Raw genomic sequence first — 16,879 nt, 5'->3', positions numbered from 1 at the left:
CTTTAGCCTCATTGTTGTCCGCGCCAGTTTTCGTAGCGGCGCTCGATCCGTCGAAACACCAGGCTCTCCATGAGCCAGGCGATAAGTCCGATCAGCGAGACGCCGAGCAGCACCTCGCTGGAATTTCCGGTTTGTCCGCCCATGGCCACCATCCATCCGATGCCTTGAGACGCACCGATCATCTCGGCGGCAACAAGCGCTCGCCAAGCTTGCGAAAAGCCGATGCGCAGCGCCGTGGTCACGAAGGGAAGCGACGCCGGCAGGTAGACGTGCCGCAAGAGCTGCAGCTTGCTGGCGCCCAATGTTCTGGCGGCGCGCACTTCGCCGCCCTGGATCGTCAGCACACCTTCCTGGATCGCCGTTGCCATCGGGAAAACGGCAGCGATGAAAATCACGACCGCAATGGACAGATAGCCGATGCCGAAGAAGATCATCGACAGCGGCGCCCAGGCAATGGGCGGTATCGCCATGAACAGCCCATTGAGCGGACTTATAAACGCACGAAACCCTATCGAAAGCGCAGCTGTTGTACCGAGCACCAGCGCTGCAAGCGTAGCGGCGAGGAAACCGCCGGTTTCCCGCAACAGGCTAGCCGCCACCTGGCGCCAGAGATCTCCCGAACCGATCCAGCGTCCGGCCTCGGATGCCACATCCCATGGCTGAGGCAGCACATAGGACGGAACCTGGCTTGCAGCCAGGCACCACACGACCCCCAGAGCCGGAAGCGATGCCCAGCTCCAGGAGGGTTTTGGCCACGCGATCAATCCGGACATTTCAGTTCTGCTCACCGGTTGCCCGCGCCCAAAGGGCGGTATCAATGACGTCGTCAGCCTTCAATGGTTGGGAAAGAATGCCAAGCGTCTGCGAATAATCCATCAGCCGCTGGATGAAGGCACGATCGGCGCTTTCGATGGCATCGGACCAGCCAAGCCGCTTGCGCGCCTCCGATACGATCGCTTGCGCCGGTACGACTTTGCCATCGGCAGACTGCACGGGTTCCAGCTTGAAGGCCTCGGCAATGATCTTGTCGGCTTCATCAGGATGCTCGCTGAGGAAAGCGATTGCCTTATGATGAGCGCGCAAGAGCTTGACGATATCGTCCGGCCTCTCGTTGGCAACCTTGCGCGTCGATGCAACCACGTACCAGGGATAATGCGGCAGGGCCTCATTGACATCGAAGACAACCCGACCTGCGCCACGCAAGACCGACTGGCTGATGAAAGGTTCCCACTCGAAAACCGCATCGACCACACCGGTGTCGAGTGCCGCATTCATATTGCCGGCTGGCATCTGCGAAAGTTGAAGATCGGTTTCCGGATCGAGCTTGGCGACATCTTTGAGGATATAGCCCCGCAGCAGCACATCCATACCGCTACCGCGATTGACGCCGGCCAATCGCTGTCCCTTAAGATCGGCGAGTGTACGGATCGGGCCGGATGCCTTGGCAACGAGAGCTGCCTGACCGTAGTTGACCTTGGCGAGGATGACGCTGTCGAGTCCGCGCGCAAACCACTGATAGACTGGCGGAGCACCGACATAGGCGACATCGACATCGCCGGAAGCAACCGCCTGCTGGATCACCGGCCCATCGCCGAATGACCTGAGCTCGACCGCAAGTCCTTCTTCCTTGAAGAAACCCTTCTTCTCGGCGATCAGGACGGGCGCGTTGGCCATGGCGGAAACCCAGCCGATGCGCAGGGGCTGCGCATCCCCTGCCCAAGCCGGCGCGGCGAGCAGCGCCATGGCGGCGCCGAGAATAGTTCTTTTCATCGTCTTAAGGGCCTGCATTTTGACGAGCTCCTGAGTGATTGAGGGAGGCTGATTGTCCGAGTTGGGTGATTGCGCCGATCCGGTGCATGAGCTGGTCCCCATAATCCGCAAAACGGGCAGTGCTGCGGACTTTGTGACGGTCCCGCGGGCGTGGCAGATCGATGAGTATCTCGCTGTCGATACCATTGGGAGGAAGGCCTAAAACGACCACGCGGTCGGCAAGGAAGACAGCTTCATCGATATCGTGAGTGATGAAGATGATCGTCTGGCTGAGCTCCGACCAGAGCCGCAGCAATTCCTCATTCATCTGGATGCGGGTAATCGCGTCGAGAGCCGCGAAAGGTTCGTCCATCAGCAGAATGTCGGGTTCAAGGGCGAGCGTGCGGGCGAGCGCGACGCGCTGGCGCATGCCGCCCGACAATTGGTGCGGAAGATCGCGCGCCACCGCCTCCAGGCCGACAAGGGAAAGATACTGGCGTGCTTTTTCTCGCTGTTCAACGGCATTCTTGCCAGCCATTTTAAGCCCGAAGCACACATTGTCTTCGACCGAAAGCCATGGGAAGAGGTTCGGAGTCTGGAAAACATAGCCGAGCGCCTGCATCTCCGGAAAGACCGGCTGACCGTTGATACATACCCTCCCCGCGGTCGGCTTGAGGAAGCCCGAAAGCAGATTAAGCATGGTGGACTTGCCGCAACCGGAGGGGCCGAGCAGCGCCACGAATTCTCGTTTTTTCACTGTCAGCGAAAAATTTCGGAAGACCTCGCGGCCGTTCTTATAGGTGAAGCCAATGCCATCGACCGAGAGCACGGCCGGCGGGTGAAAAGGGGTGACAATTTCCATAGACGACTATTTCCATAGACAAAGGCGTAATGCGATAATACATTTTAATACATGTGTGGCAAGCCCCTGAATCGACAGAACAGAGCATGCCCTGTATGACCGCTGGAACCGTTGAGATCGATTGTTACGAAATGCCAATTATTAGGGATAATGCCACCGCGCTCTACCGGCAGATCGCAGCCCGGCTGGAGGATGAAATCCGAAGCGGTCGGTTCGAGCCGGCCGGCCGGCTGCCGTCTGAAGCAGAGATCGGCACTCGTTTTGCCGTCAGTCGTGTCACCGTCAGGCTGGCGCTGGACGAGCTTGCCCGGAAGGGGTTGATAGAGCGGCGCAAAGGCAAGGGCACCTATGTCGCCGGCAAGGAAGTCCGACATGAGCTCGATACGCTGCAAAGCTTTCACGAATCCCTCATTTTGCAGGGATTGAATGCCAGCATGCGTGTCCTTTCCGTCGGCACCACGCGGACGCCGGAAACGATCGCCGCCGCGCTTGGCCGGGGTTGGGAGACATGTCTTTCCCTTGAGCGCCTTCATCTAGTCGACAATGAACCGATCGCGCTCGGGCGCAGCTTTCTGCCGCCGGCATTGGCGAAATTGTCGCGTGATGAGATGGAAAGCCGCCCGACCTATGCGATCGTCTCTGCGTTTGCCGGGCTCGACGTCGAGCGGGCTCATGTCGCTATCGGCGCTGAAACCGCAGATCCGCAGCTTGGGGCAATCCTCAAGGTCCCCGCAGGAGCCGCGCTGCTTGTCATGGAGCGGACGTCTTGGTTCGCGGACAATACGCCGGCCGAGCGATCGACCTTTTATGTCCGTCCCGAACGCTACCGTTTCGTCATGAACAACGTATTCCGGCATTGATGCTCCGCCAGCCGAAATGAGTGCCGAGAAAGCTCGCCCCAAGTCGCATCTCGGCATGGCTCCGCAGCGGTTTCTTTAGTTTTCTGGAAAGCCATCTCAGCTCCTCCACCCCGAGCTGATGTCCGCCACTTAGGGGCCGGATCTTCTGCCAAAAGACGATGTGGTGAGACGAGGAGCGCCGCCTGAGTTGCCTTGGGCGAACGTCTGGGATAAGCGCTTTGCACGCCGCTCCCGCACGAGAGGCGTCGAAGGACTTCTGAGGAGCCGAGACGAGCATGGCCGCTGACAACGACGACTACATCTATGACGAAGTGACGGGCGAATGGCGTCCGGCTTCGGAGGTGGCAGCATCCGCCGGCAATGAGGCGGTCGTTCGGGACGCAAGCGGCAATGTTCTTGCCGATGGTGACTCCGTCACCGTCATCAAGGATTTGAAGGTCAAGGGAGCCGGCCAGACGCTGAAGCAGGGCACCGTCATCAGGTCGATCCGCCTCACCGATAATCCCGAGGAGATCGATTGCCGTCATGATGGAATCAAGGGTCTCGTTCTGCGCACCGAGTTCGTGCGCAAACGCTAATCAAGTTCTCAAGGCCTGCTCAGTGGAATCGGTTGACCTCAGTGGCCGACGTGCGGCGACTGATGATACGCGCCTGTGACGTACAGCATAGACCAGGCCTGCGACGCTTTCGCGGGTCAACGTCGCCGTCGCCAAAGCCTCGTTAACTCCGCTTAAACCAGATCGATGGGCAAGTGCCGGCTGCGGCTGCGAGCACGATGCAAACAGACGCGAGGCGATTGATTCCGGTTTGGAAATCTATATGCAAAAGGTTGCAAGATTCGCGGAGATATACGAATGAGACGCCGCTCTCCCCCGCGGCCGCATGATGAATACGTCTTCAGCCCGGGCGTTCGGCTCTCAATCTCGTCGCCCAGAATTACGCCAAACAGGATGATGCCGCAGCAAGGCTTGCGTTCGCGTCGTCTCGCAGCCTCTTCCATCCGAGAGCAAGAGACCTGCCTCTCACATCCATTTTTCTCCAAAGGACCTTTCCATGAAACATAGACGCAATCTCCATATGCTGGCGGCAAGTGCTGCGTTCCTCACCCTTGCCGGTCCGTCCTTCGCCTTGGACGGCGGTGACATGATGAAGAAGCTCAGTGCGGCCATCGGCGCCGGCGGCACTGTTATTACCTTCGAGAAGGCTGACGTCGAAGGCGACACCGTCACGGCGTCGGGCGTCGAGGTGGGGATTGCGAGCCTGCCCGACGATAAGCTGAAGATCGGCGACATCACCTTCGAGGGCGTGAAGGAGACCGAAGGCGGTGGCTACTATGCCAATTCCGTCGCCTTCCCCGACGTCGACAAGAAGCAGGAAGACGGTCATCTCTCCGCTAGGGATATCCAGGTCCAGGGTCTGACCATCCCCGCCAATGCCGCCGGCAAGACGCTCGACGACCTCCTGCTCTATGAGACCGTCAGCACCGGCCCGATCGTTGTCAGTATCAAGGGCAAGGACGTCTTCACGATCGAAAGCACCGAGTCCAATCTCGGGCGCGAGGATAGCGGCTTCACCTATGACGCCAATGTCGCCGGCCTCAAGATCGACCTGTCGCAGGTCGAGGACCCGTCTTCCAAAGACGCGATCGAGAAGCTGGGGTTGACGACGCTCGACGGCGCCTTGACGATGAAGGGCAGCTGGGAAGTCGAAAGCGGCAAGGTCGCGGTCGACGAATATGCCCTGGACTTCAAGAATGTCGGCCGGTTGAACTTCGCGGTCGACTTTTCCGGTTACACCTTGAACTTCATCAAATCGCTGCAGGAAGCGGTGAAGACCGCCGAAGCCAATCCGAACAAGGAAGAGGCAAACCAGGCGATGAGCCTCGCCATGCTGGGCATGATGCAGCAGCTGACGTTCAATAGTGCCGAACTGCGCTTCGACGATGCTTCGATCACCAAAAAGGCGCTCGACTACGCCGGCTCGCAACAGGGTGTCAGCGGCGACCAGCTCGCTCAATCGCTGAAGGGCCTCGTGCCGATGATGCTGGCGCAGCTCAACCTGCCGGAACTGCAGAACCAGATCTCGGCGGCCGTCAACACCTATCTCGACGGTCCGAAGAGCCTCACGATCAGCGCCGCGCCGGAAAAGCCGGTACCCTTCCCGATGATCATGGGGGCGGCCATGGGTGCGCCGAACACCATCCCCTCCGTGCTCGGCGTCAAGGTGACGGCGAACGACTAACGTATCGCCCCGAAAATCGGAATCGGTTTTCGCACAGCGCGATGCAGAGTTTCACAGTGTTGGAGCGCCGTGGGTCTGAAAGGAAGCACGGCGCTTCAAACCCGATCTGCCGCTCGTCGGATATGACAGGGGCGCAGCGCCAAACGAGATGACGAAGCTGGGCTTCAGGTCAGTCGGCAAACTAAGGATTTGGCTATCTGACGACGGTTCCTAACCTTCACTATTTGGGCCGAAACCAAGGGATGGCAGCTTTTCCGCTTATGCGGCGCCGACGCCGGCGGCGAAGATGGCGATACAGCGGCGAAGGTGGGCAAGCAGTTCAGCCCGATCGGCCCAGGCCTGAGCGCGTCCTTCCGGCGGGCCCAGGCCGCCGAGAACCATATCCATCAACATTCGGGCGCCGCTCGCCGGATCATCCAGCGACAGCCTGCCTTCCGCCCGGCGTTCGTTCAGCCAGTCGGCAAGCTCCTGCCGGCTGGCAAGCATGCCCTCGCGCTGCAGGATATCGATAAGCTCGGGAAACTGGGCTGCTTCGCGAAAGACGAGCTGCAGGAAACCGGCGCGATCCTCATCCATGTCCTCGTCCATGTCGATCATGAAGATCCGTTCGAGGCTCTCAGCGATCGGGATGCCTTCGGCAGGCCTCGGCAGGGCAAGCATCAGGCGCCGATGGGCGCCGACCACGGCAGCAAACAGCTCTTCCTTACTCTGAAACAGCTTGTAGAGCGTCTGTTTGGAAACGCCCGCCTCGGAGGCGACGAGCGCGGTCGTGCTCCCGGCATAACCATATCTGACGAAAACGCGGCCGGCGACTTCGACGATATGCGCCCGCTTTTCTTCATCGCTGGAGACTTTTGGCCGGCCTCTTTTGCGCGGCGCATCTGCGGGCTCGTCGATAACATCCATGATGGTCTAGACCGCCCTGCCGAAGCGCATGCCGCCCGCCTGAGAACGCAGCCGACAATTTCTGAGGGACGAACCCTTCGCTTGTGGCATCGGCAATTTCAATTTATAGAACCAATACGTTCTGCAATGAGTTGCATCCCAATCCATCTGGCGATGGAGCACTTGTGACGACCGTTCCTGCCGCCACATCAGTCTCTGCTACTCCCAGCAAGAGCTCGACATCCGCATCCCAGAACATACTACCCTGTAGTACGGTTTCGGCGAAAAAATCAACCACAACCATGCAGCGCAGCGAAGACACGTCCAGGAGCGCCCCCCGCCGGCAACCGAGCCGGCTCTTCGATCGCAGCAAATCGCCACCCGCGGCCTCTCCTATTCCGGGCAGCTTGCAGGCAAAGTTCGGGATCAGTGCGGGCGGATTTCAGGTGAATTTCTGAACCGTCCAAACAGCCTGTTAGCGGATTATGCATGACATATACTAGCGACCGCGAGGTGATATGAGGTTCGCGCGGCCCAAGACGCATGCAGAATTCACGTTATATTATATAGTGGTTCTTGAATATAGTATTCACCCCGAGGATTGGGCATCAAAGGGCGCTCAAAGCTTACTCGTCAAAGGAGTTGCACAAAAATTTAACCATATTTAAGTGTTCTTGCGAAACAATGCTGTGCGTAGATCAGACATCTCGAAGCAGAGGTGCCAATAAGTTATTTGGAGACAGCCTTGGCATTTACCATTGCCCGTAGTCTGGTGGCGTTTGGCGTCGCCGTTTCAGCAGGTCTTTTCATCTCGATCGGATTGCAGCAATCCGCGCTCGAAAGGCTCAAGGTCAACGGGCCGGTTTACGAGCAGGTCGTCTACGGCAAGGATCTCGTCGCCGATATTCTGCCGCCGCCGCTCTTTGTGGTCGAATCCTACATGCTCTCCTTCGAGGCGAGCAAGTTTCCCGAACTGACCGAGACCAACCTCGCGAAGATCGCAAATCTGAAAGCCGCCTACGACGACCGCCGTGCCTATTGGAAAACCACCCGGTTGCCGCAGGCTTTGAAGGACGAGCTTGAAAACGATGTGCTGGTCAAGGGCGATGTGTTCTGGGACGTGATGAACCGCGAGATCATCCCGGCCCTGAATGCAAAGAATGAAGACAAGGCGCGCGGGGCGATCGAGCAATTGCGCGTCGCCTTCCATACGCACCAGGATGCGGTCGAGAAACTCGTCGAGAATTCCGACGCTTTCATGAAGGACGAGGAGAGCAATGCAGCCTCGGAAATCGTCAGCTGGACGATCTATGCGGGTGCTGCCGGCTTCGGATCCTTCGCCCTGCTGCTGGTCGGGCTCTACCTCCTGCGTCGCCGGGCAATCGTGCCGCTGGACGGCATGAAGGCCTATATGGGCAATCTTGCCGAGGGTGATTTTTCCACCGAAGTTCCCTATGCCGACCGTTCCGACGAGATCGGCGCCATGTCCAAGGCCGTGGCGGTGTTCCGCCGCAATGCGCTGGAACGCCAGGACGCGCAGAAGCGAGAAACGGCGCTTCGCGACGCGGAATTCGAGCGCGAACGCAGCCAGATGGCCGAAAAGGCAGCCGAGGAAAAGACACGCGAAACGGTGATCGACCAGCTGACATATGGGCTGGACCAATTGTCGCACAGCAATCTCGATTGCCGCATCACGACACCTTTCGCCGCCGCCTATGAGGCCTTGCGCGCGAAGTTCAACGACAGCATGACCGCGCTTTCCGCCTCGATGGCGGAGATCGCCCAGACATCCAGGCAGGTCGGCAGTTCCTCGACCGACATCACCAACGCAGCCGCCAGTCTCGCCTCGCGCACGGAGCAGCAGGCCGTGATGCTCGAAGAGGCCGCGACCGCGCTCAAGGAAATGAACGCCAAAACCAAGGATGCGTCCCATCATGCCGGCAAAGCGACCGGGATGATGGCCGAGACCCGCACCAGCGCCGAACATTCGGCAGCAGTCGTTCGCGATGCGATCGCCGCCATGGAACGGATCGAAGGCTCGTCCGCCCAAATCGGGGATATCGTCAACGTCATCGACGAAATCGCCTTCCAGACCAATCTCCTCGCGCTCAATGCCGGGGTCGAAGCCGCGCGTGCGGGCGAAGCCGGCAAGGGTTTCGCCGTCGTGGCCCAGGAAGTGCGCGAACTCGCCTTGCGCTCGGCCAACGCCGCCAAGGAAATCAGGGCCCTGATTTCCACCTCCTCGACCCAGGTGTCGACAGGGGTGGAGCTCGTCAACCGCACCGGCAAGGCGCTGATGGAGATCGAGGGACAGGTCGAGCAGGTTTCTGGCCTCATCGCCCGCATCGCTTCCGTCTCTTCCGAGCAGGCGACAGCGATCAGCGAGATCAACGCCTCGGTCAGTGCGCTCGACGAAGTCACGCAACGCAATGCCGCCATGGCCGTGGAAACCGTCTCCGCCTGCCGCGCGCTCGGCAACCAGACACAGACGCTGGAAGGCGTGGTAGGCCGCTTTCAGATCGAAGCGCCGGCCGCCGGCGGCGCAAGACCGCAGAGAGCCGCCTGACTTCACCACCCGCGAAGGATTGACCGGCGCAGACGAACCTTATCGGGCTTGCGGCGTTTCACGGCAATGGACACCCATTATCGTCACGCCGCATCTTCGTTGCATCAAGATCTCGCGCAGCGATCTGCGCCGCAAGGGTTTTGATGCCGAACTCCGCTTACACGAAACATCTCACCTCGATCGAGCGCGAACGAATCCGGCGGGCCGTCCGCATCGCTCGGCTCATGGACACAGCCGTGAGACTACCCGTCATCGGCGTGCGGATCGGAGCGGATTCGGTTCTCGGCCTCATCCCGGCGGTTGGCGATATCGCCGGCTCCCTCATCGGGATCTTCATCATCAATGAAGCAAGGCGTCTCGGCATTCCCAATCACAAGCTTGCGCGCATGGCCGTCAACCTCGGCATCGATGCGGCCGGCGGCACGGTTCCGCTGATCGGTGATCTCTTCGACGTCTACTTCAAGTCTCATCGCCGAAACGTAGGCATCATACTCGAGCATTTCGGGCTCAGCGAAGGCGAGCTGGACCGGCGCATGTGAAAGGTCCCGCAGCAATTCATCTAGAACGGAACAAAGTCGGCCAATCCACGGGTTGGCTGCCGCCGCACGATCCCTGGAAGTAAGCTTCCGCAAGCTTAAACTCGGCATCGTCCCACACCCATTGCGCAGACAGGCCGCAGTCGGCAACGCCACGCCCCCTTCCGGACATCTGCAAGCTTCCGGTATCCGTATCGAAACCCGGTTCCACAAAGAGCGTCGTTGCACCTTCACCCTCCCCGAGAGGAAGTCTCGGCTGAAAGGGAATGGGAACACCGTTTCCCTTCAGCGGTTGGAGGAATACGAGCGACGAGCCCTGGTAGGCGCCCATGATGCAGGGGATGAGCACAAGCGCATGATCCATATCGAGAGGATAAGCGTCGGCATTAAGTCCCCCATTCGCTGCGTCGGCTTCGCATCCTTCGCTGTCGAAAAGAGCCTTACCGGCGCTCATTGCCTGCGTGATCAGCCGTTGCTTTTCCGCATCCGACAGGATGATATCGATCTTTCGGCGATTGATGACAGGCAGGGCAGGCGGAGCCGGCACCTTCGAAGCGGGAGCAGCCCCCGCCTTGATCAACGCGGTGACGCCGCCGATACGACCTTGACGATCATCCATGTGCAGAAGCGCGGCGACCATGCCGTCAAGTGGGATGATAGCCTTGTCGTCGCCGACATCGATCTTTGCGTCATTGCGTAGTTCTGAAAGAAACTCCTTCACCGCAGCCGGATCCTTGGTCGAGATCGTCGTGAGGTCCTCGTCCTGAGAACGCGTCCAGGACGGTCCAAGACGCAGCGGTTTTCCGTCGGCGAGAAAGCCGCCGAGGCCGACCGGAAACGGCACGCTCAGCGTAACCTCCGTCGCGGCATCAGGACCGGCGGCGCGGACGAAGCGCAGGTCGGGGTTGTTGATGGTGCCGTTTTCGAAGCCCTTGGCTTCACATTTCAACCCGTTGTCGCAGACGACCAACCAGGATTTGTATTTGTCATAGGACGGCTCCGCAGCAACCGCCGGGCCGCAGAGGATGACGCCGACCACGAAAAATGCGCCGACCTTCTTGTGGAGCTGCCGCATCATTGCTTTCCCGTCGATTGAAAATCGTTGAAATCCAGTGGTATATTGCCCGAATGCCGGTGCGATATTACCGCCGTCGAGATCTGCGGCAAGGGCGGATTTCACGTCCGCCATCCGCCAGTTCGACGTCATTTTTCCCACAATCCCAAGCTTACTCAGCCGGCATCGCGTCTTGCTCCGCCGTTCGCCCGCACCAGCGCCATCAGCATCGGGCCGATCGCAAATTCGCCTTTCTCGGTCCTTCGGGTGAGATCGCGGAGATAGCCGCCAGGCGAATTGATGTGCCCGCCTCTTTCCAGGATGCAGGCGATCACCGTCGCGGCGTTTTCCGGCCCCATGCCGGCGCAGGCTTCCTCATAGGCCGAGGCGCTGACGCCGAGCATCGAGCGGACGACGACGGCGGCCGACATCAGGTCTCGCCAGTTGCCGACCGTTCCGCCCGGCCCGTATCCGAGAATACCAGGGCAGGCCTGGAGAACGAGGCCGAGCGGGAAGGATTTCAGGCCATGGCCCGCCGCCGGATCGGCCGCACCGGATCTTCTGCCGGGCGGCTCCCGATGTTTCAGCCTTCGCCCGTCCTGCGCCTCGGCGATCGGGTCGTTATTGGCCACCGCCTTTGCGCCCTGCTTCGTGTCGAAGCTTGGTTCAGATTCAGAAATGGAGTCGGGATTTGAATTCTGTTTGTGCCGCTCAGTTTGAGACTCATTGGCGTCTATTTTTTTAATTTTAATGTGTTTTTCCAGCAGGTTGACAGCCTCTTCGCGCAACAGCGCCATCTCGTCGAGATGCGCCGCCAGTTGCTCGGCGCTCGCCACGCGCGGAATCCGGAGGACAAGATCGCGAAACAGCATCGACATACGCTCCCAGTCGCCGGGAACCGCCTCGTCGAGGGCTGCCGCGATGAGCTTGGAGATATCGCGCCGGCACACTGTCAGCCGTTCCCTGGTCACCCTGATCAGGTCCCGGTCGGCGACCGCCTCGGCGGCCAGGCTTTCAATCTCGACCGCGCGTGCGAGCAGCGGCGCAACGCTGAAGCCAAAGGCCTCACCGATCGCCCCTGCCCTGTCGCGGCGCGCATAGCGCTTTCCGTTCGGGCTGTCCTTGCGCAGGATCAGGCCGGCCTCGACCAGGACGGCAAGATGCCGCCGGAGTGTGGCCGGCGTCATTCCGCGGGCGCGAAGCGAAAGCTGCGCATTCGACGGAAAGACGATCAGGCCTTTTTCCTCGGAGATCTCGTCATCGGGATAGAAGGTCAAAAGCGCGTCGAGCACCGTCAGCGCCCGATCGGTGACGCCAAGCGCTGGCCGTGCCTCGCAGATCGCTCTGAACAGCTTCCACTTGCTGCGTCTCATCCCCGGCTCGATGGTCTCGCCCAGTTGCTGGCTTGCAAGCATGCCAAGCGACATCGGCCGCCGCCCAAAGGGCGTCGTCACATATCCACTCTCCATTTGCCTTCACCTTCGTTCAGGCAAAAGAAAACCCTCCACCCTTTTCGGTGCCAGGACGCTTGACTGTGATTCGTGGAAATGCGATTCTCGATGTGCTTAAGATCTGAGAAGGGCTTCCACGACGGCGTCGTTGGGGGCCTTTTTCTTTTGCGCGTTACGCTCCTCTGTGCTTTTTGAACTCCTGGAACAGGCTCTGCAGCCTTTCCTGGACGAATTGATCGAAACCGGGCGCAGTCTTGCCGTCGAAGATGAAGGCTGCGCCGGACGCTGTCTTTTTGATCGTCACCGGCACGCCACTGACCTCGGATTTGGCCACGGCCGCCTTTGTTGCCGCCTTCTTCGTTGCCAGCACCAATGCCCGGTGAAACCGCTCGTCGCTCGAGATCTTGCGCGCGTCGTCCGCGGACAACTCGGCGATGATCTTGGCGATATCGGCGTTCCCGATCCGCTCACCCAGTTCCAGCCATCGCCGGCGGCCGATCTCGGGCGCCGCACCTATCGCGTTTATGAGCTCCAGGGGGACCTGTCGTATCACGATCAGCATTCTCGACAGCGCCGCCTTGTCGACGCTGAGCGCGGCCATGATGACGTCGCGGCCGAAGCCGCGTTCTTCCAGCCGCGAGGCGAAGAGCGCGCGTTCGACATAGGAGAGATTGGTCCGGGCGCTGTTTTCCTGTCCCTGGCTGACGACCAGCTGGCCGTCGGTCAGGTCGCGGACAACAGCGCGCACCCTGATGCCGATTTCCCTGGTGGCGGCCAGGCGACGATGGCCGTAGGCAACCTGATAGCGCCCCTTGGTCTCGGGATGCGGGCGCACAAGGATCGGCACCTGCTGCCCATGTTCGCGAATCTGGTCGACGAGCTCGGCAAGTTCGGCCGCGTCGATCGCCAATCGGTCGCTGACGAAGGAGGCGTCGATCAGGCCGGGATCGAGCTCGACGATAGTCTGGCCGGCGGCGAGCTGCCGTTCCAGCTCGCTCGCGCGCTCCATTTTTTCAGTGATATTGCCAAGCGTCTTCGTGATGCCGCCGACGGGTGCTGCGCTGCGCTCCTGCGGCACAAAGCCCGCGATCGGGCGGTTGTCGCGCGGGGCGACCGTTTCCGTCCTTGCCGGGTCGTGCGCGGAAATTTCGATGAGGTTCTTGCGCGCCATCTCTATTTCCTTCCCCAGATGGAACGGACATGCGCCTCGATCTCGCCATTCACGAGGTTCAGGGACTCCAGCGCCCGATCATAGGTTCCGCGTGTGAACTGCGACCGCTCGACCTCGTAAAGGGTCTGTTTGGTGACGCCGGCATCGGCGACCGCCGTCGACTTCACCATGGCGTTGTGCAGCATGCGATTGCCGAAGATCGCCCGCATGAAGCCGGTCATCTGGCTTTGCGGTCCGTCGTTCGGCTCGAACCGCGTCACGAGATAACGCATCCAGTCGTAGCTGGTGCGCCCGCCGGCCTTCTCGACGACCGACATCAATTCGCTCGTCATCGTCAGGAACTGCGACATCGACATGACGTCGAGCATCTGCGGATGGACCGTGATCAGCACCGAGGTTGCGGCGCAGAGCGCCGACATCGTCAGGAAACCGAGCTGCGGCGGGCAGTCGATGACCACGACATCGTAAAGGCTTTCGATGTCGGTCAGGACCTCGCCGATGCGGGCGAAGAACATCGTCTCCGCCGTCCCCGACGCCATGGCCTTCGGCGTCTCGTGCTCGAATTCCATCAGCTCGAGATTGCCCGGGATGAGATGCAGATTGGGCGTGTAGGTTGCGCGCACGATATCGGCGATGGGGCGCGGCTCCTCATATCGGATCGCGCCGTAGATCGTTTCGCCCTCGCCGACGTCGAATTCCGGCTGGTGACCGAACAGTGCGGACAGGGAAGCCTGCGGATCGAGATCGACGGCAAGCACGCGGTATCCCCTGAGCGCCATGAACTGCGCGAGATGTGCCGCGGTGGTGGTCTTGCCCGAACCGCCCTTGAAATTCATCACGGAGATGATCTGCAGCTTTTCGCCCGCCCTGCGGGCCGGCACATATTTCGGCGTTCCGTTGCGCTCGTCGAGGACCCGGCGAATCCGGTCCATGTCGATGGCGCTATAGAGCCTGCGCCCGTTTGCAAGCGGATCAGGCCCATGGCCGTCGGCCGCCACCTGCCGGAGATAGCCTTCGCCGATGCCGATGAAGGCCGCGGCTTCCGCCGGCGAAAACGTCCGGATCGTCTTCCGCGACAGCGGAGGAAAGATTTTTGCCTGATGCTGCTGAAGTTGATAGGATAACTCCTTCGCATCTGTTGCCAGAAGCGAAGGGAGGTGCTCCTGATCATCTTGAAGAGCAAGACTCGGCTGCATGATCTCTTTCCCGGATAACTGCGCAATTTTAAACGAAAGCGCTTCAGTTACGCAGTTGCTATATGCCTCGATTCGTGACCGAATTACAAATGCTTAACCAAACACTATTTTGGCGCGTGAAAGCCCGCCCGGGCACGCGGCCGATTTCCGGCGAATATGCCGGCAAGGTCCGGTGATTCGACGCGGCGGACCTTGGCCTCGACCGTTTCGCAGCGCCAAGTTAATACGGCAATATTTCTAACGTCTTAGACCGCTAGTCCCCATCATCCTTCAGATAATTCTTGCCGTTGATCACCAGGAGCCCGTCGGAGTTCTTGTCCGGCTCGAATATGCTCATGGTCTCCGTCTTGCCGCTCGCATCGGTGAGATCCAGGCGATAGCCGGAAAGCTCATAGCGTCCGCTGGAACCGGGCCGGTTGCCCGAGGTGGTGATGCCGGTTTGCGATCCCGCGATCTCGTTGGTCATCGAGGCGCCGGACCAGCCGGTGCGCTCGAACGTGCCGTCCTTATGCAGCGTCAGCTCACGGCTGGCGGCAACCGATCCCGAGGAAGTCGCGGTCATGCCGCTCGATGCGAAGGTGTAGACCCATTTGCCGTCAAGCGTGGCCCCGTCCGCGAATGGCGGCACGGCGCGATAGTCTTCGTCGTCGATCACAAGGTCCTGCCCCTTCTTCGAGAAGGTCTTCGTCTCGATCTCGATCGTCCCGTAGGCAGAGGTGACGCTGCGCATTTCGATCGACCCCGCAGAGGAGAAGAAACCGCCGCCCGTCAGCCTGTAGAGACCGCAATCGGTTGGATTGTCCTTGCAGGACTGGGCGATATCACGGCCGCCCTCGGGCAGTTCGGTGCTGAACAGGCCCTTTGGATCGAACATGTTGATCTCGCTGTCGGAATATAAATCCACGCCGCCGAATACATTCGGCCGCACGCCGGTATCGAGATAGGTGAAGACGCCGTCGAGCCCGCCGTCGCCGCTTGCCGGCACGAGGTCGAAATCCTTGTCGGAAGGATCGAGCTTCACGGAGCGCACAAGGGCCTCGAAATCGGCCTCGGCGCTTTTGCCTCTGTCGCCGCTGAGGTTCAACAGCACGAGTTGCAGATAGGCCTGCCGCTTGTCGCCCGCGATGCCGACGACGATCTGTTTGATGCTCACCTCCTGCTGCTGTACGCAGCAGCGTTCCTCCACGCGGATGTCGTGGCCGTTCACCGTCACCCCGTAATGCTTGATCAGGATATCTTCCTTGGCCATTTCGGGAAGCGACGCGACGAAGGTCTTGACGCCCGCCGGCAGCGAACTGCGTGCGGCCGAAATGGGCTTGGAGATCTGGATCAAGGCGCTGCCGCGCTTGTCGTCCGCCGTCTCGAGAAAATCCTTTTGCAGCATGAAGAGATCGCCCTTGCCGGCTTTCTTCCACCCGGAGGCGGGATCGGGCAAGCTCACCGTCAGGCCGCCGATATCGGCGGTTGCGGCAAATGCCGGGAGACACAAAAGAAGGGAGAAAAGCGCGAGTGCGAAGCCCATGGCAGATATGAACCGGCAGATCCGATCATTATGCGCGTCGCCCATTTCGCCCATGCCCCGCCCCTCCGTTTGCCAGCCGCCGACGGAATTTGGAGCCTGTTGCGGCCATTTCAACCCTCAGCTTTCAGGGGACCCCCCTCCTAGGTCTGCCGCAGAACGAAAGCGATCTGCGCCTCCGTGAACTTCGACTTTTTTCATGCCGAAAACTCCGTCTAGACTGGAATTTCCAGTCTCAACCGGTCCGGAAAATCGGAGGTGTCAAAGTGGCAACAATGCGTCAGGCTTCACATCACCGATTGATGCGTAACTGTGGGTTTCTCTGACGCCAGGAAGCGGCAGAATGACCCGCTGCAGGAATTCCTGGAACGTCGCCATGTCCGCTATTCGTGCTTTGACCAGGTAGTCGAAGCCACCAATCACCATATGACATTCGATGATTTCGGGTGCCTTCGCAACAGCCTCTGCAAAGCGGTCGAAGACGTGCGGCGCGGTGTGATCGAGCCTTACCTCGATAAAGACGAGCGTGCCGCGTCCGATCTTTGAAGGCTCGAGCACAGCCCGCACAGCGCGGATAAAGCCTTCACTGAAAAGCCGCTTGATGCGCTGCGATGCGCCAGTCGGTGACAATCCAACGCGTTCGGCGAGGTCAAGAACAGTCCGGCGACCATCTTCTTGCAATAGCCCGAGCAGCATCCGATCGACACGGTCCAAGTCACTCATTTCTGATTCACACTTTCTTTGGTTAGAATACGCGATAATCACGCAAATAAGTCGAAATTACTATAT

General features: G+C 60.0%; 15 protein-coding genes. 5 read left to right on the top strand and 10 right to left on the bottom strand.

The genetic code is table 11. From position 1 onward, the window contains the following. Positions 1–8: 8 nt before the first annotated feature. Genes EFB14_RS21770 through EFB14_RS21760 form a run of 3 tightly spaced genes read right to left on the bottom strand, consistent with a single transcriptional unit; the run spans position 9 to position 2,611 of the window. Entirely contained in the window at positions 9–773 is a 765-nt protein-coding gene (locus tag EFB14_RS21770; protein WP_126828845.1) for an ABC transporter permease, read from the bottom strand. A gap of 1 nt (position 774) precedes the next feature. Beyond that, positions 775–1,788 (bottom strand): ABC transporter substrate-binding protein, encoded by a 1,014-nt coding sequence (locus EFB14_RS21765; protein ID WP_245438276.1) that lies wholly within the window; start codon positions 1,786–1,788, stop codon positions 775–777. Continuing rightward, entirely contained in the window at positions 1,775–2,611 is an 837-nt protein-coding gene (locus EFB14_RS21760) for an ABC transporter ATP-binding protein (protein ID WP_126828844.1), read from the bottom strand. The genes EFB14_RS21765 and EFB14_RS21760 overlap by 14 nt, the downstream gene beginning before the upstream one ends. Before the next feature lie 131 nt (positions 2,612–2,742). Here EFB14_RS21760 and EFB14_RS21755 point away from each other — a divergent pair, with 131 nt between their 5' ends. The 3 genes from EFB14_RS21755 (at position 2,743) to EFB14_RS21745 (ending at position 5,712) form a co-directional block, all read left to right on the top strand. Beyond that, a complete protein-coding gene (locus EFB14_RS21755; RefSeq protein WP_126828843.1) occupies positions 2,743–3,471 on the top strand; it encodes a GntR family transcriptional regulator in 729 nt (242 codons plus the stop codon). Between the two features lie 275 nt (positions 3,472–3,746). Beyond that, a complete protein-coding gene (locus tag EFB14_RS21750; protein ID WP_126828842.1) occupies positions 3,747–4,049 on the top strand; it encodes a zinc ribbon domain-containing protein YjdM in 303 nt (100 codons plus the stop codon). A gap of 475 nt (positions 4,050–4,524) precedes the next feature. Next, positions 4,525–5,712 (top strand): hypothetical protein, encoded by a 1,188-nt coding sequence (locus EFB14_RS21745; protein WP_126828841.1) that lies wholly within the window; start codon positions 4,525–4,527, stop codon positions 5,710–5,712. Between the two features lie 258 nt (positions 5,713–5,970). Here EFB14_RS21745 and EFB14_RS21740 read toward each other — a convergent pair whose 3' ends face one another. Further along, on the bottom strand, positions 5,971–6,618 hold the full coding sequence (locus EFB14_RS21740; protein WP_126828840.1) for a TetR/AcrR family transcriptional regulator: 648 nt from the start codon (positions 6,616–6,618) through the stop codon (positions 5,971–5,973). A 724-nt stretch (positions 6,619–7,342) separates the two neighbouring features. Here EFB14_RS21740 and EFB14_RS21730 point away from each other — a divergent pair. Continuing rightward, positions 7,343–9,163, top strand: coding sequence for a methyl-accepting chemotaxis protein (locus EFB14_RS21730; RefSeq protein ID WP_126828839.1), 1,821 nt, complete (start codon positions 7,343–7,345; stop codon positions 9,161–9,163). Between the two features lie 143 nt (positions 9,164–9,306). Further along, entirely contained in the window at positions 9,307–9,702 is a 396-nt protein-coding gene (locus EFB14_RS21725) for a DUF4112 domain-containing protein (protein WP_126828838.1), read from the top strand. A gap of 16 nt (positions 9,703–9,718) precedes the next feature. On the opposite strand, the gene EFB14_RS21720 is transcribed toward EFB14_RS21725, so the two are convergent. The 6 genes from EFB14_RS21720 to EFB14_RS21695 all read right to left on the bottom strand — a co-directional run bounded on the left by EFB14_RS21720 (position 9,719) and on the right by EFB14_RS21695 (position 16,813). Next, complete coding sequence (locus tag EFB14_RS21720; RefSeq protein WP_126828837.1) at positions 9,719–10,906, bottom strand: DUF1176 domain-containing protein; 1,188 nt, start codon at positions 10,904–10,906, stop codon at positions 9,719–9,721. A gap of 23 nt (positions 10,907–10,929) precedes the next feature. After that, positions 10,930–12,222: a plasmid replication protein RepC gene (gene repC / locus EFB14_RS21715; protein WP_126828836.1), complete on the bottom strand. Its 1,293-nt coding sequence runs from the start codon at positions 12,220–12,222 to the stop codon at positions 10,930–10,932. A 154-nt stretch (positions 12,223–12,376) separates the two neighbouring features. Continuing rightward, entirely contained in the window at positions 12,377–13,375 is a 999-nt protein-coding gene (gene repB, locus EFB14_RS21710) for a plasmid partitioning protein RepB (RefSeq protein WP_126828835.1), read from the bottom strand. A gap of 2 nt (positions 13,376–13,377) precedes the next feature. Further along, the gene (gene repA, locus EFB14_RS21705; protein ID WP_126828834.1) at positions 13,378–14,571 is read right to left on the bottom strand and encodes a plasmid partitioning protein RepA; all 1,194 of its coding nucleotides are present in this window, start codon (positions 14,569–14,571) and stop codon (positions 13,378–13,380) included. Positions 14,572–14,824: 253 nt separating this feature from the next. After that, a complete protein-coding gene (locus EFB14_RS21700; RefSeq protein WP_126828876.1) occupies positions 14,825–16,138 on the bottom strand; it encodes a hypothetical protein in 1,314 nt (437 codons plus the stop codon). A 213-nt stretch (positions 16,139–16,351) separates the two neighbouring features. Continuing rightward, positions 16,352–16,813: an Lrp/AsnC family transcriptional regulator gene (locus EFB14_RS21695; RefSeq protein WP_024324002.1), complete on the bottom strand. Its 462-nt coding sequence runs from the start codon at positions 16,811–16,813 to the stop codon at positions 16,352–16,354. Positions 16,814–16,879: the final 66 nt, after the last annotated feature.

The organism is Rhizobium fabae (genome assembly GCF_003985135.1).
Taxonomy (GTDB): Bacteria; Pseudomonadota; Alphaproteobacteria; order Rhizobiales; family Rhizobiaceae; genus Rhizobium; species Rhizobium pisi.
The sequence above is the reverse complement of the archived record's forward strand: the minus strand, read 5'-3'. Positions and strand labels throughout refer to the sequence as shown.